Consider the following 20588-nt stretch of genomic DNA (forward strand, 5'->3'; position numbering starts at 1 on the left):
ATTATATCGTTGGGTATTACAGCGCGCTCAGGCCGCATGAATATAACGGCGGGTTACCCCCCAACGAATCGGAAAATCGATACTGGGAAAACTCTAAAGTGGTGGCCAGTTTTTGTTGACCACTACAAAGCATTTGTCGGATGAATAGTATTGCTTTGAATCATGCTTGTAAGCCCATAAGGGTTACACAGTAGGTTACAGTCAGCTACTGTCAGGAGGCGTTAAGCCATGTCCTCAAGGGATTCAATAAGATAGGCACTGAAAGAATGGTCATGGAGCGGGTGAAGGGAATCGAACCCTCGTATGCAGCTTGGGAAGCTACCGTTCTACCATTGAACTACACCCGCGAAAGACGCGCCCGTAAAAGGGGTGAAGGCATTATAGACTTAACGCCTTCACTGACAAGCCTTTCTGCAATTAAGTGGCTATTATATAACCGCTTAGCATTTCGGTTTGCTGCCCTGCGGTGGCAAATAACGCAGCGGATCGATAGCGGTGGCGCGGTAGCGAATCTGGAAATGCAGCTTCACAGAGTCGGCATCGCTGTTGCCCATGGTGGCAATCTGCTGGCCGATCTTCACCGACTGTCCGTTGTTAACCATCATTTTATCGTTATGCGCATACGCGGTGATGTAATCATCATTGTGCTTAATCATGATCAGATTGCCGTACCCGCGGAGCTGATTCCCGACGTAAACCACTTTACCCGCGCCGGATGCGTAAATCGGCTGGCCGCGCGAACCCGCGATATCAATCCCTTTGTTGCCGCCATCGGCGGTGGAATAGCGCAACACCACTTTGCCGCTGGTCGGCCAGCGCCAGCAGCGTTGTCCTACCGGCGGCCAGGAAGACTGCGGCACAGCGGAAGATGGCGTGACTTTTGCCGTCCGGCTGCCGGAGGATTTTTTTGATCCCGAGCTGCCGCTCACTTTCAGACGCTGTCCCACTTCGATGGTATACGGCGGTGAAATGCCGTTCATGCGGGCGAGGCTGCTGACGCTGGTGCCGGTCATGCGAGAGATTTTTGACAGCGTATCGCCGCGTTTTACGGTATACACGGAGCCGCTGTAGCTGCCTTCGGAGCCTGATTTACTGCCGGAACAACCAGCCAGAATCAGCCCAATAAACAGGCACAGAAAAAGGCGTAATGGGTGTTTCATCAGGCGTCCTGCTCTCAAAGCGAGTCCTCGGTGTCGAAAAAATGGATGGCATATGATACCAGTCGTAGCCCGTATGCCAATGTTTAGCATGCTTTTTGATAAACAACCCTTTGGCAAAAATGGCGCATCACATCCAAAACCCATCCCCTCTGACGCCCTGGGCATTCAGCCTGAGAAAGATTGTCGTATAATAAAGCCCGGTTATATGACTGAGATATTGTGTCCGGAGAAGCGATGAGCAGGCAAGAGCACGTCATTTTACTCGATGAGCAGGGAGCAGCTATCGGCACCCAGGAGAAATATGCCGCCCATAATACCGCCACGCCGCTGCATCTGGCCTTTTCCTGCTGGTTGTTCAACGCAAAAGGTGAGCTGCTGTTAACCCGGCGAGCGCTCAGTAAAAAAGCCTGGCCAGGCGTCTGGACAAGTTCAGTCTGCGGTCATCCCCAGCTCAATGAAACATCAGAAGAAGCGCTTATTCGACGTTGCCGATATGAAGTAGGTGCCGAAGTAAAGGACATCACGCCCGTCTACCCGGCGTTCCGCTACCGGGAAATTGACAGTTCCGGCATCGTTGAGAATGAAGTCTGCCCGGTGTTTGCCGCTCAGGTGACTAACGAGATAATGCTAAACAGAGATGAAGTAATGGAGTATCGCTGGCTGAACCTGGAAGATTTACGCCAGGCTATCGAGGCCGCTCCGTTTCTGTTTAGCCCGTGGATGGGACGGCAATTTGCCCACACCCCAGCCCGCGATGCACTGTTCCAGTTTGCCCATGCCGTGTAACATGCAAGACATAAAAAAAGCCCGGTTGCTCAAGCAAATCGGGCTTTTTTACACCGGAGACCATGACGTCTCCGGTTATGTTCGACTTATTTAGTCGGACGCATTGCCGGGAACAGGATCACATCACGGATGGTATGGCTGTTGGTGAACAGCATAACCATACGGTCGATACCAATACCCAGACCCGCCGTTGGCGGCAGACCGTGTTCCAGCGCGGTAACGTAGTCTTCATCGAAGAACATCGCTTCGTCATCACCGGCTGCTTTCGCATCAACCTGGTCCTGGAAACGCTGCGCCTGGTCTTCTGCATCGTTCAGCTCGCTAAAGCCGTTACCGATTTCACGGCCACCGATGAAGAATTCAAAGCGATCGGTAATTTCCGGGTTCTCATCATTACGACGCGCCAGCGGAGACACTTCTGCCGGGTATTCAGTAATGAAGGTCGGCTGAATCAGATGTGCTTCTGCCACTTCTTCGAAGATCTCAGTCACGGTACGACCCAGACCCCAGCTCTTCTCAACCTTAATACCGATTTCAGCCGCGATAGCTTTCGCCGCGTCGAAGTTATCCAGATCAGCCATGTTGGTTTCTGGACGGTATTTTTTGATGGCTTCGCGCATGGTCAGCTTCACGAACGGCTTACCAAAGTCGAAGGTCTGATCGCCATAAGGCACTTCAGTTTTGCCGAGAATATCCTGCGCCAGAGTACGGAACAGAGATTCGGTCAGCTCAATCAGGTCTTTGTAATCTGCATACGCCATATAGAGTTCCATCATGGTGAACTCTGGGTTATGACGAACGGAGACGCCTTCATTACGGAAGTTACGGTTGATTTCGAACACGCGTTCGAAGCCACCCACCACCAGACGCTTCAGGTACAGTTCCGGCGCGATACGCAGGTACATGTCGAGGTCGAGGGCATTGTGATGGGTGATGAACGGACGCGCGGACGCGCCACCCGGGATCACCTGCATCATTGGGGTTTCAACTTCCATAAAGCCACGGCCAACCATGAACTGACGGATACCCGCCATAATCTGGGAACGGACTTTAAAGGTGTTGCGGGACGTATCGTTAGCGATGAGGTCCAGGTAACGCTGACGGTAGCGCGCTTCCTGATCCTGCAGACCGTGGAATTTATCCGGCAGTGGGCGCAGGGCTTTGGTCAGCAGACGCAGCTCGGTGCAATGAATGGACAGCTCACCAGTCTTGGTTTTGAACAGCTTACCTTTCGCGCCGAGGATATCGCCCAGGTCCCATTTCTTGAACTGGTCGTTGTATACGCCTTCCGGCAGATCGTCACGGGCAACGTACAGCTGGATACGGCCGCCAACGTCCTGCAGCGTCACGAAGGACGCTTTACCCATGATACGACGGGTCATCATACGGCCAGCAACGGTGACTTCAACGTTCAGCGCTTCCAGCTCTTCATTTTCTTTGCTGCCGAATTCGGCGTGCAGCTGGTCGGAGGTACTGCCGCGACGGAAATCGTTCGGGAAAGCGATGCCCTGCTCACGCAGCGCAACCAGCTTCTCACGACGAGATTTCAATTCGTTATTAAGATCGACGACTTCGTCAGCGCCCTGTGCTTGTTGTTCAGACATATTGGTTCCTCATAACCCTGCTTTCAAACTTGCTTCGATAAATTGGTCGAGGCTGCCGTCCAGTACCGCCTGGGTATTGCGGGTTTCAACCCCGGTACGCAGGTCCTTGATACGGGAATCGTCCAGTACGTATGAACGAATCTGGCTGCCCCAGCCGATGTCCGATTTGTTATCTTCCGCCGCCTGCTTCTCAGCATTTTTCTTCTGCATTTCCAGCTCGTACAGCTTAGCTTTCATCTGCTTCATGGCCTGATCTTTGTTCTTATGCTGCGAACGGTCGTTCTGGCATTGCGTGACGGTATTGGTTGGAAGGTGGGTAATACGCACCGCAGATTCTGTACGGTTAACGTGCTGACCACCAGCACCGGAGGCGCGGTACACGTCGATACGCAGATCGGCTGGATTGATTTCGATATCGATATCGTCATCCACTTCCGGGTAGACGAAAGCGGAACTGAACGAGGTATGACGACGGCCACCGGAGTCAAACGGGCTCTTACGTACCAGGCGATGTACGCCAGTTTCAGTGCGTAACCAGCCAAAGGCGTATTCGCCCTGAATACGGATGGTGACAGATTTGATACCCGCCACTTCGCCTTCAGACTCTTCGATGATTTCTGTTTTAAAGCCGCGCGCTTCTGCCCAACGCAGATACATACGCATCAGCATGCTGGCCCAGTCCTGCGCTTCGGTGCCACCAGAACCCGCCTGGATATCGAGATAGCAATCTGCTTTGTCGTATTCACCAGAGAACATGCGGCGGAATTCCAGCTGTGCCAGCTTGTCTTCCAGCACGTCGAGCTCGGCGACGGCTTCATTGAAGGTTTCTTCGTCATCGGCTTCAACAGCCAATTCCAGCAGGCCGGAAACGTCTTCCAGACCCTGAGACATCTGGTCCAGGGTTTCAACAATGGCTTCCAGTGAAGAACGCTCTTTACCCAGAGCCTGTGCGCGATCGGGTTCGTTCCACACATCCGGCTGTTCCAGCTCGGCGTTTACTTCTTCCAGACGCTCTTTCTTGGCATCATAGTCAAAGATACCCCCGAAGAACGTCTGAACGCTCCGTGAGGTCTTGAATGCGATTTTTTACCGGATTAATTTCAAACATGGTCGATTATCTTTTCTGGGCTTGTATAAATGCGGTGATAAGAGCGGGATTTTAACGGATCTCCGCTCTTTTTTATAGGAAATACTGACGCTAAATTGGCCAGATATTGTCTATGATCAGTTGCAGGCTGCGGTTGCCGCGAAACTCGTTGATATCCAGCTTGTAGGCCAGTTCCACTTCGCGCACGCCGTTGTCCGGCCAGCAGGTGGTATCTACGTTAAACGCAATGCCGTCGAGCAGTGGGCCCCCGCCAACCGGTTCGACCATCACCTTCAGGTGACGCTCGCCCACCAGTCGCTGTTGAAGCAGACGAAAACGCCCATCGAATAACGGTTCCGGGAACATCTGCCCCCACGGGCCCGCATCACGCAGCATCTGTGCGATTTCCATGGTCATATCCGCCGCCGCCAGTGGGCCATCGGACACCACTTCGCCCTGTAACAACGCCGGGTCTAACCATTCGGTCACCAGTTCGCCGAAACGCTGCTGGAAATCGTCAAAGCGCGCCTCTTCCAGCGACAAACCTGCCGCCATCGCGTGACCGCCGAACTTGATCATCATGCCAGGATACAGCGTATCGAGACGCTCCAGGGCATCACGCATGTGCAGACCCTGAATCGAACGCCCGGAGCCTTTCAGCGTGCCGTCACCCGCTGGCGCAAAGGCAATCACGGGGCGGTGGAAGCGCTCTTTGATACGTGAAGCCAGAATACCGACCACGCCCTGATGCCATTCTGGATGGTACATGGCGAGACCGCCGGGCAGTGCTTCGCTGCTGCGTTCAAGTTTCTCACACAGCGTCAGCGCTTCCGCCTGCATCCCCTGCTCGATTTCTTTTCGCGTCTGGTTCAGCGCATCGAGTTCATTCGCGAGCTGACGCGCCTCGCCGATATTGTCACTGAGCAACAGCGCAACGCCGACGGACATATCGTCCAGCCGCCCCGCCGCATTCAGGCGCGGGCCGAGTGCAAAACCGAGATCGCTGGCCGCCAGTTTTTGTGCGTCGCGATTAGATACCTCCAGCAGAGCTTTGATGCCCGGACGGCATTTTCCTGCACGGATACGACTCAGCCCCTGCCACGTCAAAATGCGGTTGTTAGCATCGAGCGGAACCACGTCCGCGACGGTGCCAAGCGCGACCAAATCCAGCAGTTCTGCAAGGTTAGGCGCGGCAATGCCCTGCGCCTCAAACCAGCCGCGATCGCGTAAATGAGTGCGCAACGCCAGCATCAAATAAAACGCGACGCCGACACCGGCCAGCGATTTCGACGGGAAATCACAATCACGCAGGTTCGGGTTAATGATGGCCTCTGCCGCAGGCAGCGTATCGCCAGGCAAGTGGTGATCGGTAACCAGCACGGGAATACCTAGCGCATGCGCACGATCGACGCCGGAGTGCGAAGAAATACCGTTATCGACGGTCAATATCATCTGTGCACCGCGGGCATGAGCCTGATCCACCACTTCCGGGCTTAAGCCATAGCCATCTTCAAAACGGTTCGGCACCAGATAGGTGACATTGCTACAGCCCAGCTGGCGCAGCCCCAACACGCTGAGCGCAGTGCTGGTTGCACCATCGGCGTCAAAATCACCGACCACGACAATCCGCAACCCTTCGCGAAACGCGTCGTAAAGCATCTCAACGGCTTTCTCAACGCCGGAGAGCTGCTGCCACGGCAGCATGCCTTTGACGCTACGCTCGAGATCGGATGCACTCAGAACCCCACGGCTGGCATACAGCCGCTGGAGCAAAGGCGGGAGATCGGCCGGCAGCTGCGCCGAGCTGTCCGCTTCCCGGCGACGAAGTTGTATCTGCTGTTTCACGCCGATTATTTACCGCTGGTCTGTTTTTTATGCTCGTCGAGGAAGGCTTTCATTTCCTGCGGGCCCTGATAGCCCGGCACCACGTAGCCGTCGTTCAGCACGATTGCCGGTGTGCCGTTCACGCCAAACTGCACGCCCAGCGCGTAGTGGTTCGCGATATTCATATCGCAGCTCGCCGCCTGAACGCCTTTGCCGTTCATCGCGTCATCAAACGCTTTATTGCGGTCTTTGGCGCACCAGATGGATTTCATGTCCTGCTCCGCCTGGCTCTGCACGCCCTGACGTGGGAAGGCCAGATAACGCACGGTTATCCCCAGCGCGTTGTAGTCTTTCATCTCTTCATGCAGCTTGTGACAATAACCACAGGTGATGTCCGTGAAGACAGTAATCACATGTTTTTCCTGCGCCGCTTTGTAGACAATCATCTCTTTATCCAGCGCATTGAGTTTGCCCATCAGCAGCTGGTTGGTGACGTTCACCGGCTGCGCACCGCTGACGTCGTACATTGGGCCCTGGATGATGTGCTTGCCGTCTTCGGTCACGTACAGCACACCGCTGTTAGTCAGTACCGTTTTCATGCCAGCAACCGGGGAAGACTGGATATCCGTGCTCTGCACGCCAAGCTTTGCCAGAGACTGCTGAACGGCCGCATCGTCAGCGTGAGCAGTACCGCACAGTGCCGCCGCCAGCAGGGAGAACATCGCTAAACCTTTTTTCATAACCTTTCCTGTCTCTTTCGTTTGCAGCTCACGCACGTGGGTGATGCTGTTGATGAAGTTGCCGCAGCCGCTCCGTGGCGACGTGCGTATAAATCTGTGTTGTCGAGAGATCGCTGTGACCGAGCAGCATCTGCACCACGCGCAAATCCGCGCCGTGATTGAGTAGATGCGTGGCAAACGCATGACGCAGCACGTGGGGCGACAGTTTTGCGCTGTCGATACCCGCTAGCACCGCATAATGTTTGATCCGGTGCCAAAATGTCTGGCGCGTCATCTGCTGGGCACGTTGGCTGGGAAACAGCACGTCGATAGACACGCCGTTGAGCAGCCACGGGCGACCGTGCTCGAGGTAATTTTCCAGCCAGTACACCGCCTCTTCGCCAAGCGGAACCAGCCGTTCTTTATTACCTTTACCGATAACCCGGACCACCCCCTGACGCAGGCTGATATCACTCATCGTCAGCCCGACCAGTTCGGTAACGCGAAGCCCGGTGGCATAAAGCACTTCGAGCATCGCTTTGTCGCGCAGTTCCAGCGGAATATCCACCAGCGGTGCCTGCAGCAGGCGATCGACCTGCGCTTCGCTCAGATCTTTGGGCAAACGCTGCGGAAGCTTCGGAGATGCCAGCTGCGCGCTGGGATCGTCCGGACGCCGTTTTTCCCGATACAGATGCTGAAAGAAGCGACGCATTGCGCTTAACAGACGGGCCGAGCTTGTGGCTTTGTAACCGCCCTCGACCCGCTCCGCCAGCAAAGACTGCAGGTCTGAACTTTGCACCGTTTCGCTCGTCAGGCTGTTTTTGTGCATCCATTCTACAACCATCGTTAAATCACGACGATAGGCGCTAAGGGTATTCTCAGCGAGGTTTTTCTCAAGCCAAAGCGCATCGAGAAACTGTTCGATTTGCGCGAGATCCTTTTCCACGTAGCCTCCTGTGGGTGCAGTCCCCCTCATTATGCCTTAAGGCGACGCCTTTCTGATACACTAGCGCAAAGTCATAGCAAGCACTGAGAGTTTTCGCGATGAAAATTGGCCTCTTTTACGGTTCCAGTACCTGTTATACCGAAATGGCAGCGGAGAAGATCCGCGACCTTATCGGCGCAGAGCTGGTGACGTTGCATAATCTGAAGGATGATTCTCCTTCACTGATGGAGCAGTACGACGTTCTGATCCTCGGTATTCCGACCTGGGATTTTGGTGAGATTCAGGAAGACTGGGAAGCCGTCTGGGAACAGCTGGATAACCTGAATCTTGACGGCAAAATTGTCGCGATGTATGGCATGGGCGATCAACTGGGCTACGGTGAGTGGTTCCTCGATGCGTTAGGCATGCTGCACAACAAGCTTATCAGCAAAGCGGTGAAGTTCATCGGCTACTGGCCGACAGAAGGATATGAGTTCACCAGCCCGAAACCGGTTATTGCGGACGGCCAACTGTTCGTCGGCCTTGCGCTGGATGAAACAAACCAGTACGACCTGAGCGACGAGCGCTTGCAGACCTGGTGCGAACAGATCCTCGTCGAGATGGCCGAACAGTTCTCCTGATTTGACGTTACTGTTGCGCTGGCTGTTGCAAAATAGTCCGGCGCAAATCCCGCCACTCTCCCGTATCCATACTATCTGCCGCCAGCCACAGGTGCATTTTCTTGCGTCCATCGACCCGCCGTAGACGCAGCATCATGCCGCTGTTCAGCACCCAGGGTGTACCCAGTAGGTCCCACTCCTGGTTTTGCCAGCGCAGACGAGAATCTATCAGCAGTTTTATCTCTCCCTGAGTGCCGTTAATCCGCCGCTGGCTGCGCACGCAGTCAAATACCACCAGCGACAGTAGCAGCAGCCATAACGGCGTATAGCTCAGCGGCCATGGCATCAGCAAAATAAAAGCCGCCACCAGACCGTGGAGTAATAAAGAGACCCATTGCGCGCGCCATGAGACGCGTAGATCAGATTGCCACAGGACCACGTTCCCGATTCCGCGTTTGAATAAGTTGCACCATCCGTTGCATTTCCGCATCCGCTGGCTTGCCGTGATTCATCAGCCAGTTGAACAAATCCGGGTCGTCGCATTCCAGAAGACGAATAAACAGCGCTTTATCGCCGTCGCTCAGTGTGTCGTACTCATACTCAAAAAACGGCATGATGGAAATATCGAGCTCGCGCATTCCCCGACGGCACGCCCAGTGGATTCGGGCTTTATTGTTGATGTCCATGTTGTCCTTCCTGAATATCGATACAAAGTAGTTTAACGCGTTTTATTCACTTACATTACAGCAATATTGGTAATTGCGGCGCTGTTTCAGAGAAATACCTTACAGAATGAAAGGCATTACATTATTTTCCACGCCGCCTCGTAAAACAGAATAATGGCACAAATGGACTTCGGAAAGGGCTTGCAATGCGCAATAGCTCTTTTACCATGAGTCATTAACACTGCGTTAAGCTATTCAGGACACGACTATGGCTTTTACTCCTTTTCCTCCACGCCAGCCCTCTTCTTCTGCACGTTTGCCGTTAACGCTGATGACCCTCGATGACTGGGCACTGGCAACCCTTAGCGGTAAAGACGGCGAAAGCTATTTGCAGGGCCAGGTGACGGCAGATGTCGCACAATTGACCGAACATCAGCATTTGCTGGTGGCGCATTGTGATCCGAAAGGCAAGATGTGGAGCAATCTGCGTCTGTTCCGCGAACCGGAAGGCTTCGCCTGGATTGAGCGCCGTAACCTGCGCGACGCACAGCTCACCGAACTTAAGAAATACGCCGTGTTCTCGAAAGTGAGCATTGCCGCTGACGACAGCCGTGTGCTGCTCGGCGTGGCCGGTTTCCAGGCGCGCGCGGCACTGGCGAATATCTTTGCTACGCTTCCAGATAACGAAAACCACACCGTTCGCGACGGTGACAGCACCCTGCTGTGGTTGGAATACCCTGCCGAGCGTTTCCTGCTGGTTGTCAGTGAAGAAACGGCCCACCGCGTGACCGACGCACTGCGTGGCGAAGCCGCGCTGAACAATAGCCAACAATGGCTGGCACTGAATATCGAAGCCGGTCTTCCGGTTATCGACACGGTAAATAGCGCGCAGTTTATTCCTCAGGCCACCAATATTCAGGCACTTGGCGGCATCAGCTTTAAAAAAGGCTGCTATACCGGTCAGGAAATGGTGGCCCGTGCGAAATTCCGCGGCGCTAACAAGCGTGCTCTGTGGTCTTTGGCCGGAAACGCCAGCCGCGTGCCGGAAGCCGGTGAAGACCTCGAACTGCAGATGGGTGAAAACTGGCGTCGGACAGGCACCGTGCTGGCAGCCGTTCAGCTCGATGATGGGAGCGTGCGTGTTCAGGTGGTGATGAATAACGACATGGAGCCTGACAGCGTATTCCGCGTGCGTGATGATGCCGGTTCGCTGCACATTGAACCATTGCCGTACTCACTCGAAGAAGCCTGACGAGCCTGTCGTCGGGTTTAATTGGGCATGACGACAGCAATTTTATACAAAACAGACGCGGAGGGGTGACGTGTTATTGAATAACAAAGAGCAAACTCACTTCCACCGCATCGACACGCTGGGTGGCATCGATATGCTACAGGCGCGCTATTACAAGCAGCGCTTTGCGCGGCATGTGCATGACACCTTCTGCATCGGCGTTATCGATCAGGGTGCGCAGCGCTTTTATCGCTCCGGTGCCGAGCACGTCGCGCCGCGCGGAGACATCATTATTGTTAACGCCGACGATGTGCATACCGGAAGCTCTGAGCTCGAGCACGGCTGGGCATATCGCGCTATTTATCCGCACCCGGATATGCTGAATAACATTCTCCGCCAGGTGCCGGACGGCAAGGATTTCATCCCCTGGTTCCCCGACGCGGTTATTCACGATCCAGGCCTTTCAGAGCAGCTCCTGCTGACCTTCAGCATGCTAGGTAAAGAAGGCAATAATTTGCTGAAAGAAACCCTGCTGCTCTCATCCCTGACATTGCTCAGCGTTCGCTATAGCCGCACGCGAAAAGTGCCGCCTGAACTTCCCGCCGCGACCCAACGTATTTTGCAGGCTAAAGAGTTGATCGATAGCTGTCCGGAAGAAGAGCATACTCTGACCCGGCTGGCGCAACTGGCTGGCCTCAGCCACTGGCATTTCCTCAGGCAATTCAAAGTGGTCACCGGTATGACCCCGCATGCTTATCTGATACAGGCTCGGTTGCGCAAAGCCCGCACACTGCTGCGCCAGGGCTTCACCATTCTCGATACCTCAGTCAGTTGTGGTTTCACCGATCAAAGTCATTTCCATCGTCACTTCAAAAATTCGGTTGGGCTGACCCCGGGAGAATTTATCAAAGCCTGAGGCGTTCAGTCTGAGCAATAATATCCAATACACCGCCCCGCCTGTTCTGTAGCGTTAACAACACCTCCGTAAAATCAGTTAACGTATCCCATGAGAAAAGCCATCATTGATTCCAGCACTTATTATGATCAACGCCGCTCGTCGTTTATGCGCGGCGCGATAGAAATGCTGCCCTTGTGCGTGTCGGTTATCCCATGGGGGATCCTCGCCGGTTCGATGGCGATTCAGGCAGGACTAACGTTTTGGCAAAGCATTGGCATGTCAGCCATTATTTTCGCCGGTGCGGCTCAGCTGGTAACGCTGGGGATGACCATGGCCGGAGCCAGCGTAGTCACGATTATGGTGTCGGTATTTTTTATTACTTCCCAACATTTTATTTATGGTCTGACAATGCGGGAATTTGTTTCCTGTCTGAAAACCAAAGTACGCTTACCGATTGGTTTTTTGCTGACGGATGAATTATTCGCACTCAGCGAGACCAAAGACAAACGTACAGAATTAACGCCGGGTTATTTGCTGGGGGCCGGGCTGACGTTTTATCTCTCGTGGAATATTTTCAGCATAATGGGTATTATTATGGCCTCGTCCGTACCGAATCTCGATAAATATCATCTGGATTACTCTATCGTCGCCACCTTTATCACTATTGTGGTACCGATGATAAAGAAAATAAGTACTCTCGCGGGTGTGACGGTATCACTGGTGCTGTCGATGGTACTGAGCTATTACCAGTTTGAAGGGGCAATTGTGCTGGCTGGCCTGTGCGGCATGTTCTCTTCGGTCATTGTATCGGTTATGGCTAAGGAGCAATAATGAGCTGGATCCTGATTCTGGCGCTGGCGGCAATCGTCTTTTTCAATCGCTATGTGTTTCTTGAACCGAATGTGCCGTTGAAAATACCGGGCATTATTAATAAAGCCTTAAAGTATTCCGCCCCGTGTTTACTGACCGCTATTTGCGGCCCGATTATTTTGATGGATCACGGCGTGGTTCGATCGTTTCCCCTGAATCCTTATTTTGTGGCCGCCATTTTTAGCATCATCATTTCACTTGTCATCCGCAATATTGTCAGCGCCGTGCTATTAAGTCTGGCGATATTTTATGGCATTACTTATTTTTTACAGTAAGTTCAAACCGATGCACAAGGCCATCCCGCCGGAGGTCAGCAATATGGACTGGCCTCCGGGAGGTTTAGCCGTCCCCGGAGATCAAACTTTCCCAACGTAGAGGTAAATTGCCAGAAAATGACAGACGCTGCCCCCAAGGACAAAGCCATGCCAGATGGCGTGATTGTAGGGAATACGCTTGCAGACATAGAAGATGACCCCGAGAGAGTAAATCACCCCACCTGCGGCCAGTAGTGTGATGCCACCCGCCGACAGCTTCACCGCCAGTTGATACACCACAATCAGCGACAGCCAGCCCATCATCAGATAGGTCACCAGCGACAGCACTTTAAAGCGGTGCGCGATGGTCAGTTTGAACAGAATACCGAGCAGCGCCAGGCTCCAGATAACAACCATTAATCCGCGTGCCAGCCCTGAATCCAGCCCCACCAGCAGAAACGGCGTGTAGGTCCCGGCAATTAACAGATAAATCGCGCAGTGGTCGAATTTCTTCAGCCAGAGCTTGGCGCGCTGATGCGGGACGGCGTGGTAAAGCGTGGACGCGAGAAACAGCAGGATCATGCTGCCGCCATAAAGACTGTAGCTGGCAATCGCCGTTGCGCTGGCGTTGGCATCCACGGCCTGCACCAGCAGCAACACCAGACCGACAATTCCAAACACCAGCCCGATACCGTGGCTGATGCTATTGGCGATTTCCTCCGCCAGTGAATAACCCTGCGTAATTAATGGTTTGCTAACCATGCTGCACTCCGAGAGGATAAAAATACGTTAACGCATCACTAGCCTATCTGAGAATGATTCTAGTGAACACCTGTTAGCTAAAATAAAAAGACACCATTTAACTAAACATTAAAAATCATAAAGTTAAACTCAATTTTCAACGCACAGATGTTTCCTAAAAATCAAACACACTGAAATTCAATGACATAAAATTGCTGCTGATCGGGGTAGATCTCCGCAATCACCGCTTTCAGCTCAGGCAGCGTCATGTTTTCCTGCTGCGCGTGTTGTTCAGTCAGGGAATCCAGGGTCACCTCTGAGGTGGCGGTCACTTTGATGGTGCAAAAATAGCCGTCATCTTCAAAACGCCCTACGCGCAGGACATCGCCTGTTTTGAAGTGTGATTCGCTGGCGTCCCGGATGGTGATGGTCTTACGCCTGGCCAGAATGTCTTCCTGAAAGCGTTGAAAAAAAGTGATGTCGTTCGGGGCCATGTTATGATTCCTGTATTGAATTTGCCGGATGAGTGCCTGCCAACGTGAGTCTTTTCTCCCACGCCGCCATCGCAAGTCTCAACAATCTTGAGATGATGGTCTATCAGTATGTCATTAAAAATCGTGACAAAGTCATGTATATGACGATTCGCGAGCTGGCCGATGTGGCGGGTGTTTCCACAACTACCGTGCTGCGCTTCTGCCGGAAGCTGAACTGCGAAGGCTATTCCGAATTTCGGGTACGTTTTAAACTGTATCTGGAACAAGATGAGCCGCAGCAAAGCCAGTTTGCAGCCAGTGAAATTATCAGTTTTTTCAAAAGCGTCAATAATGAAGATTTTGATAAGCTCATTGATGAAGCTGTGGATATTATCCTGGCGTCGGAACGTATTATATTTGTTGGTGCGGGAACGTCTGGCGCATTAGCCAAATATGGCGCACGTTTTTTCTCTAACGTCGGAAAATTCAGTAATCATATCGACGATCCTTATTTCCCGGTCACCAATGACATGGCCAAAAATGCACTGGCAATTGTGCTTTCCGTTTCCGGTGAAACCGAAGAGATCCTGCGCTTCGCTGGCCAGTTCAGTCTGCACCGCTGCAAGGTGCTATCAATCACCAGTCACGAGCACTCACGACTTGCCAGGCTTGCCGACTTTAATCTCTCCTGGCATATATCGCCGATCCGCATTGGTGGCGTCTACGATATTACAACGCAAATACCGGTTATTTATATTCTTGAAACTCTCGGTCGTAAACTGGCGAAAAAACTGGCATAAAAAAACGCCCTGTTTTTTGGATGTAACAAATTACCTAATGCTGAATTTGTTATATCGTGACATTTAACTCCCCTTTGTTAGACTCATTCCCATCAGTAATATCAGTGGGAACGACAACGATGAAAAAATTAACCTTACCTAAAGACTTTTTATGGGGTGGCGCAGTGGCGGCACACCAGGTTGAAGGCGGCTGGAACAAAGGCGGCAAAGGCCCGAGCATTTGCGACGTGCTGACCGGCGGCGCACACGGCGTGCCACGCGAGATTACCGACCAGGTTGAGCCGGGTAAATACTACCCGAACCACGAAGCCATCGAATTCTATGACCACTACAAAGAAGACATTAAGCTGTTCGCTGAAATGGGCTTCAAATGCTTCCGCACCTCGATTGCCTGGACCCGAATCTTCCCGAAAGGCGACGAGACTCAGCCGAATGAAGAAGGGCTGAAATTCTACGACGACATGTTCGACGAGTTGCTCAAATACAACATCGAACCGGTAATCACCCTTTCCCACTTCGAGATGCCGCTGCATCTGGTGCAGGAATACGGCGGCTGGACTAACCGTAAAGTGGTTGATTTCTTTGTGCGTTTTTCCGAAGTGGTGTTCGAGCGATATAAGAGCAAGGTCAAATACTGGATGACCTTCAACGAAATCAATAACCAGCGCAACTGGCGTGCGCCATTGTTCGGCTACTGCTGCTCCGGCGTGGTGTATACCGAACACGACAACCCGGAAGAAGTGATGTATCAGGTGTTGCATCACCAGTTCATTGCCAGCGCGCTGGCGGTTAAAGCGGCTCGTGAAATTAACCCGGAAATGCAGGTGGGTTGCATGCTGGCGATGGTGCCGCTGTATCCATTCTCCTGCAAACCGGATGACATAATGTTTGCCCAGGAATCCATGCGCGAGCGCTACGTCTTTACTGATGTCCAGCTACGCGGCTATTACCCGACTTATGTGCTCAATGAATGGGAACGACGTGGATTTAACATTGCCATGGAAGATGGCGATGCGGAGATCCTGCGCGATGGCACCTGCGCGTACCTCGGTTTTAGCTACTACATGACCAACGCGGTGAAAGCAGAAGGCGGCAGCGGTGATGCGATTTCAGGCTTCGAAGGCAGCGTGCCAAACCCGCACGTCAAAGCCTCCGACTGGGGCTGGCAGATTGACCCGGTTGGCCTGCGTTACGCAATGTGCGAGCTGTATGAACGTTATCAGAAGCCGCTGTTTATCGTTGAAAACGGTTTTGGCGCGTATGACAAAGTCGAAGAAGACGGCAGTATTAATGATGATTACCGTATTGATTATCTGCGGGCGCACGTAGAAGAGATGATGAAGGCTGTGACGCACGACGGCGTGGACCTGATGGGCTACACCCCATGGGGCTGCATTGATTGCGTCTCCTTCACCACCGGCCAGTACAGCAAACGCTACGGCTTCATTTATGTGAACAAGCATGATGACGGTACTGGCGATATGGCGCGTTCGCGTAAGAAGAGCTTTAACTGGTATAAAGAAGTGATTGCGAGTAACGGCGAGAAACTGTAATTGCATCCTTGCCCGGTGGCGCTTCGCTGACCGGGCCTACTGGGATTGCAGGCCCTGCAAGCAACGCGTCGCCGGGCGAAATCCAACGCTATCTCCCACCCGCGATATCCATAAAACTCCCGGTCACATACGACGCTTTGGCGCTCAACAGCCAGACAATCGCCTGGGCCACTTCTTCGGGCTGGCCGCCGCGCAGCATCGGCAATGCTGATTTTACGCGATCCACGCGTCCTGGCTCACCGCCGGATGCATGCATTTCGGTATAAATAAGCCCTGGACGCACACAGTTTACGCGAATACCTTGCGCCGCCACTTCCAGCGCCAGCCCGGTAGTGAGCGAGTCGACCGCCCCTTTTGACGCCGCGTAGTCAATGTATTCGAAAGGCGCGCCCAGCCGCGACGCAGCAGAAGAAACGTTAACGATCGCCCCGCCCTTTCCGCCGTGTTTATGCGACATACGCTTCACCGCTTCGCGGCTGCAAAGGAAATACCCGGTGACGTTGGTCGCCAGCACGTGATTAATTCGCTCGGCGGTCAGATTTTCGATGGTGCTCTGCTGAAACAAAATCCCGGCGTTATTCACCAGTGCCGTCAATGGCTCACCTTCTCTGTCGAGCGCCTCAAATAGCGACATCACCTGCGTTTCATCGCTGATGTCCGCGCGCACGGCGAACGCTTTTCCGCCCTTTTCGATAATCTCGTTCACCACCTGCGTGGCGGCGTTGACGTTATGGTGGTAGTTCACCGCGACGGTGTAGCCTTCCTGCGCCAGTTGTAACGCTGTCGCTTTGCCAATTCCCCGGCTAGCGCCAGTGACCAGTGCAATACCCATGCTATTCTCCCAAAGGAAAGGGCGCCTAAGCGCCCTTGAAAGATAGATTATTCAGTTAATTACTGATATTCGCTCATCGGCACACACGAGCAGAACAGGTTGCGGTCACCGTAGACGTCATCGAGACGTTTCACGGTTGGCCAGTACTTGTTCGCCATGCCTGCCGGGAACACCGCCACTTCACGGCTGTAACCGTGGTTCCACTCCGCTACCAGCTCATTCTGGGTGTGCGGCGCGTTCACCAGTGGGTTATCTTCCAGCGGCCATTCACCCTGATGGACCTGGCTGATTTCATTACGGATAGCCAGCATCGCATCAATAAAGCGGTCAAGTTCGACTTTGCTTTCCGATTCCGTTGGCTCAACCATCAGCGTGCCCGCTACCGGGAAGGACATGGTCGGCGCATGGAATCCGTAGTCGATCAGACGCTTAGCAATATCCAGCTCGCTGATGCCGGTCTCTTCTTTCAGTGGACGAATATCGAGAATGCATTCGTGTGCTACGCGGCCATCGCGTCCGGTATACAGCACCGGATACGCATCTTGCAGGCGGGTCGCAATGTAGTTGGCGTTAAGAATCGCCACCTGGCTTGCCTGCTTAAGACCTTGCGCACCCATCATGCGGATGTACATCCAGCTGATTGGCAGAATTGATGCGCTACCGAACGGTGCCGCGGAAACCGCGCCCTGACGGGTCAGCATGCCTTCGATTTGTACCACGCTGTGGCCTGGTACGAACGGTGCCAGATGCGCTTTCACGCCAATCGGCCCCATGCCTGGGCCGCCGCCACCGTGCGGGATGCAGAAGGTTTTGTGCAGGTTGAGATGTGACACGTCCGCGCCGATAAAGCCCGGCGAGGTGATGCCCACTTGGGCATTCATGTTGGCACCATCGAGGTACACCTGGCCGCCAAACTGATGCACGATTTCGCAGACTTCGCGGATGGTTTCTTCGTACACGCCGTGAGTGGACGGGTAGGTCACCATGATGCAGGACAGGTTTTCGCCCGCCTGCTCCGCCTTCTCACGCAGGTCAGCCAGGTCAATGTTACCCTGTTTGTCGCAGGCCACGACCACGACCTGCATGCCCGCCATTTGCGCGGAAGCCGGGTTGGTGCCGTGGGCTGAACTTGGGATCAGACAGATATCGCGATGCCCATCGTTGCGGCTTTCGTGGTAATGACGAATCGCCAGCAGGCCTGCGTATTCACCCTGCGCGCCAGAATTCGGCTGCATGCACAGTGCGTCGTATCCGGTCAGTTTCACCAGCCAGTCGGATAACTGGTTGATCATCTGATGATAGCCTTCAGCCTGATCTGCCGGGCAGAACGGGTGCAGTTCAGCAAATTCCGGCCAGGTGATCGGGATCATTTCCGCTGCGGCGTTGAGTTTCATGGTACAGGATCCCAGCGGGATCATCGCCTGATTCAGCGCCAGATCTTTACGCTCCAGGGAGTGCATGTAGCGCATCATCTCGGTTTCGCTGTGGTAGCGGTTGAACACCGGATGGGTCAGGATGTCGTCTTCACGCAGCATCGCCTGCGGAATAGAGCGGCTGTCGTGCGCCACGTCTTTATCCAGGCTGTCGATGTTCAGGCCGTGATCGTCACCCACGATAACGGTCAGCAGCGCCAACACGTCTTCGCGAGTGGTGGTTTCATCCAGCGTGATTCCAACCGCGTGATGAATGTCGCTGCGCAAGTTGATTTCTGCGGCTTCTGCACGGGCCAGTACGGCGGCTTTGTCGGCGACTTCAACGCACAGAGTGTCGAAGAAGTGTTCGTGACGCAGCTTCAGGCCTTTCTGTTGCAGGCCGGTCGCCAGGATATCGGTAAGGCGGTGTATACGCCCGGCAATACGCTTCAGGCCCACCGGGCCGTGGAACACAGCATACAGACTGGCGATGTTGGCCAGCAGCACCTGAGAGGTACAGATGTTGGAGTTCGCTTTCTCGCGGCGGATGTGCTGCTCGCGGGTCTGCATCGCCATGCGCAGCGCGGTGTTACCGGCGGCGTCTTTCGACACACCAATAATACGGCCCGGCATGGAGCGTTTGAATTCATCTTTTGCCGCAAAGAAGGCTGCATGTGGGCCGCCGTAGCCCATCGGCACGCCGAAACGCTGAGCGGAGCCAAACACGATATCTGCGCCCTGCTTGCCCGGCGCGGTCAGCAGGACCAGCGCCATAAAATCGGCAGCAACGCTGACAACCACTTTGCGTGCTTTCAGCTCGTTAATCACCGGGCTGTAATCATGTACTTCACCGGTGGTACCGACCTGCTGCAACAGCACGCCGAACACATCCTGATGGTCGAGCGCTTTTTCAGCGTCGTCGACAATCACTTCAAAACCAAAGGTTTCAGCACGGGTGCGTACCACGTCCAGGGTCTGCGGATGAATATCAGCAGCCACGAAGAAACGGTTGGCGTTTTTCAGTTTGCTGACGCGTTTAGCCATCGCCATTGCTTCCGCCGCGGCGGTGGCTTCGTCGAGCAGTGATGCAGAGGCGATATCCAGTCCGGTCAGGTCAAGCGTGACAGTCTGGAAGTTCAGCAGTGCTTCCAGTCGGCCCTGTGAAACTTCCGGCTGATAAGGCGTGTAGGCGGTGTACCAGCCCGGATTTTCCAGCATGTTGCGCTGAATAACCGGCGGCAGCTGCACGGCGGTGTAGCCCATGCCAATGTAAGACTTAAAGCGCTTGTTGCGGCTAGCGATGCCTTTCAGCTCGGCCAGTGCGGCGAATTCGGTGGTCGCGTCACCCACCTGCGGTGGCGTCGCGAGCTGAATATCCTGCGGCACAATCTGGCCGGTCAGCGCGTCTAACGACTCTGCGCCAACGGTATTCAGCATTTCCTGTTGCTGCTGCGCATCTGGGCCAATATGTCGGTCGATGAATGCGCCGCGGTGTTCAAGCTGGCTTAAGGTCTGTGTCATGAGCGATGGTTCCTGAAACGTGCAGTGAATCGGTAATGTCTTAACTAACATGCCCGGTGGCGCTGTCGCTTACCGGGCCTACACTATGAATCCGCAAATATTTCGCGTAGTGGGAAGGCGGCGACGCAGCAAATCCCCAGGAGCTTACATGAGTAAGTGACTGGGGTGCGCGAGGAAGCCAACGCCCCCACAACGTGAAATATGAAGCGTATTTAATCGTCTAACAGCGCTTCGTACGCGGTGGCATCCAGCAGAGCGGCAACTTCTGCTTCATCGCTGGCTTTGATTTTGAAGATCCAGCCGTCGGTATACGGCTCGCTGTTAACCAGCTCTGGGGAATCGCTCAGCGCGTCGTTGACGGCCACGATTTCGCCACTGATAGGTGCATAGATATCAGAAGCCGCTTTTACGGATTCCGCTACCGCGCAGTCATCGCCAGCGTCAACGGTTTTGCCCACTTCTGGCAGGTCAACAAACACCATGTCGCCCAGCAGTTCTTGCGCATGCTCGGTGATACCTACGGTGTAAGAGCCATCGGCTTCTTTGCGCAGCCATTCGTGTTCTTTGCTGTATTTCAGTTCTGCAGGTACATTGCTCATTAAAATTTCTCCAG

General features: G+C 53.9%; 21 protein-coding genes and 1 tRNA gene. 8 read left to right on the plus strand and 14 right to left on the minus strand.

Annotation, left to right across the window (positions count from 1 at the left end; all coding sequences use genetic code 11):
- Positions 1–273: 273 nt before the first annotated feature.
- Both MUU51_RS07845 and actS read right to left on the minus strand, forming a co-directional pair.
- Positions 274–347, minus strand: a tRNA-Gly gene (locus MUU51_RS07845).
- 93 nt (positions 348–440) lie between these two features.
- On the minus strand, positions 441–1178 hold the full coding sequence (actS, locus tag MUU51_RS07850; protein WP_159773858.1) for an amidase activator ActS: 738 nt from the start codon (positions 1176–1178) through the stop codon (positions 441–443).
- Between the two features lie 216 nt (positions 1179–1394).
- Here actS and idi point away from each other — a divergent pair, with 216 nt between their 5' ends.
- Positions 1395–1946 (plus strand): isopentenyl-diphosphate Delta-isomerase, encoded by a 552-nt coding sequence (idi, locus tag MUU51_RS07855; RefSeq protein ID WP_159773860.1) that lies wholly within the window; start codon positions 1395–1397, stop codon positions 1944–1946.
- A gap of 86 nt (positions 1947–2032) precedes the next feature.
- Here idi and lysS read toward each other — a convergent pair whose 3' ends face one another.
- The 5 genes from lysS to xerD all read right to left on the minus strand — a co-directional run bounded on the left by lysS (position 2033) and on the right by xerD (position 8126).
- Positions 2033–3550, minus strand: coding sequence for a lysine--tRNA ligase (gene lysS / locus MUU51_RS07860; RefSeq protein ID WP_159773862.1), 1518 nt, complete (start codon positions 3548–3550; stop codon positions 2033–2035).
- Between the two features lie 9 nt (positions 3551–3559).
- Positions 3560–4658 (minus strand): peptide chain release factor 2 gene (gene prfB, locus MUU51_RS07865; protein WP_159773864.1). Its coding sequence is split into 2 segments (ribosomal slippage): positions 3560–4582 and positions 4584–4658, totalling 1098 coding nucleotides; the frame shifts between segments, so codons are not numbered across the junction.
- A gap of 90 nt (positions 4659–4748) precedes the next feature.
- Complete coding sequence (gene recJ, locus MUU51_RS07870; protein ID WP_159773866.1) at positions 4749–6482, minus strand: single-stranded-DNA-specific exonuclease RecJ; 1734 nt, start codon at positions 6480–6482, stop codon at positions 4749–4751.
- Between the two features lie 5 nt (positions 6483–6487).
- Positions 6488–7201: a bifunctional protein-disulfide isomerase/oxidoreductase DsbC gene (gene dsbC, locus MUU51_RS07875; protein ID WP_159773868.1), complete on the minus strand. Its 714-nt coding sequence runs from the start codon at positions 7199–7201 to the stop codon at positions 6488–6490.
- Between the two features lie 28 nt (positions 7202–7229).
- Positions 7230–8126, minus strand: coding sequence for a site-specific tyrosine recombinase XerD (gene xerD / locus MUU51_RS07880; RefSeq protein WP_159773870.1), 897 nt, complete (start codon positions 8124–8126; stop codon positions 7230–7232).
- Positions 8127–8224: 98 nt separating this feature from the next.
- Between xerD and fldB the strand changes: the two genes are divergently transcribed.
- Positions 8225–8746 carry a flavodoxin FldB gene (gene fldB, locus MUU51_RS07885; protein ID WP_159773872.1) on the plus strand — a complete coding sequence of 174 codons (522 nt, stop codon included), beginning with the start codon at positions 8225–8227 and terminating at the stop codon, positions 8744–8746.
- A gap of 7 nt (positions 8747–8753) precedes the next feature.
- On the opposite strand, the gene MUU51_RS07890 is transcribed toward fldB, so the two are convergent.
- Both MUU51_RS07890 and sdhE read right to left on the minus strand, forming a co-directional pair.
- Positions 8754–9164, minus strand: a complete 411-nt coding sequence (locus tag MUU51_RS07890) for a protein YgfX (protein ID WP_159773874.1) — start codon at positions 9162–9164, stop codon at positions 8754–8756.
- On the minus strand, positions 9145–9411 hold the full coding sequence (sdhE, locus tag MUU51_RS07895) for an FAD assembly factor SdhE (protein ID WP_110511985.1): 267 nt from the start codon (positions 9409–9411) through the stop codon (positions 9145–9147). The genes MUU51_RS07890 and sdhE overlap by 20 nt, the downstream gene beginning before the upstream one ends.
- Positions 9412–9658: 247 nt before the next feature.
- Between sdhE and ygfZ the strand changes: the two genes are divergently transcribed.
- The 4 genes from ygfZ (at position 9659) to MUU51_RS07915 (ending at position 12664) form a co-directional block, all read left to right on the plus strand.
- On the plus strand, positions 9659–10642 hold the full coding sequence (gene ygfZ / locus MUU51_RS07900) for a tRNA-modifying protein YgfZ (protein WP_159773876.1): 984 nt from the start codon (positions 9659–9661) through the stop codon (positions 10640–10642).
- A gap of 133 nt (positions 10643–10775) precedes the next feature.
- Positions 10776–11537, plus strand: a complete 762-nt coding sequence (locus MUU51_RS07905) for a helix-turn-helix transcriptional regulator (protein WP_159774049.1) — start codon at positions 10776–10778, stop codon at positions 11535–11537.
- A gap of 90 nt (positions 11538–11627) precedes the next feature.
- Positions 11628–12350, plus strand: coding sequence for an AzlC family ABC transporter permease (locus tag MUU51_RS07910; RefSeq protein WP_235033667.1), 723 nt, complete (start codon positions 11628–11630; stop codon positions 12348–12350).
- Positions 12350–12664 (plus strand): AzlD domain-containing protein, encoded by a 315-nt coding sequence (locus MUU51_RS07915; protein WP_258967548.1) that lies wholly within the window; start codon positions 12350–12352, stop codon positions 12662–12664. The genes MUU51_RS07910 and MUU51_RS07915 overlap by 1 nt, the downstream gene beginning before the upstream one ends.
- An 81-nt stretch (positions 12665–12745) precedes the next feature.
- Here the strand turns inward: MUU51_RS07915 and trhA are convergent, their stop codons facing one another.
- Complete coding sequence (gene trhA, locus MUU51_RS07920; RefSeq protein WP_159773880.1) at positions 12746–13405, minus strand: PAQR family membrane homeostasis protein TrhA; 660 nt, start codon at positions 13403–13405, stop codon at positions 12746–12748.
- Between the two features lie 161 nt (positions 13406–13566).
- Entirely contained in the window at positions 13567–13878 is a 312-nt protein-coding gene (gene yqfB, locus MUU51_RS07925) for a N(4)-acetylcytidine aminohydrolase (RefSeq protein ID WP_258967549.1), read from the minus strand.
- A 44-nt stretch (positions 13879–13922) separates the two neighbouring features.
- On the opposite strand from yqfB, the gene MUU51_RS07930 reads away from it, so the two are divergent.
- Together MUU51_RS07930 and MUU51_RS07935 are read left to right on the plus strand one after the other, a co-directional pair.
- A complete protein-coding gene (locus MUU51_RS07930; protein ID WP_159773884.1) occupies positions 13923–14657 on the plus strand; it encodes a MurR/RpiR family transcriptional regulator in 735 nt (244 codons plus the stop codon).
- A gap of 119 nt (positions 14658–14776) precedes the next feature.
- Positions 14777–16210, plus strand: a complete 1434-nt coding sequence (locus MUU51_RS07935) for a 6-phospho-beta-glucosidase (protein WP_258967550.1) — start codon at positions 14777–14779, stop codon at positions 16208–16210.
- A gap of 88 nt (positions 16211–16298) precedes the next feature.
- Here the strand turns inward: MUU51_RS07935 and MUU51_RS07940 are convergent, their stop codons facing one another.
- The 3 genes from MUU51_RS07940 to gcvH all read right to left on the minus strand — a co-directional run bounded on the left by MUU51_RS07940 (position 16299) and on the right by gcvH (position 20574).
- Positions 16299–17042, minus strand: coding sequence for an SDR family oxidoreductase (locus tag MUU51_RS07940; protein ID WP_159773889.1), 744 nt, complete (start codon positions 17040–17042; stop codon positions 16299–16301).
- A gap of 59 nt (positions 17043–17101) precedes the next feature.
- Positions 17102–19975, minus strand: coding sequence for an aminomethyl-transferring glycine dehydrogenase (gcvP, locus tag MUU51_RS07945; RefSeq protein WP_258967551.1), 2874 nt, complete (start codon positions 19973–19975; stop codon positions 17102–17104).
- 212 nt (positions 19976–20187) lie between these two features.
- Positions 20188–20574, minus strand: coding sequence for a glycine cleavage system protein GcvH (gene gcvH / locus MUU51_RS07950; RefSeq protein ID WP_159773893.1), 387 nt, complete (start codon positions 20572–20574; stop codon positions 20188–20190).
- Between the last annotated feature and the right edge of the window lie 14 nt (positions 20575–20588).

This window comes from Scandinavium manionii, from assembly GCF_024764775.1.
Lineage (GTDB): Bacteria > Pseudomonadota > Gammaproteobacteria > Enterobacterales > Enterobacteriaceae > Scandinavium > Scandinavium manionii.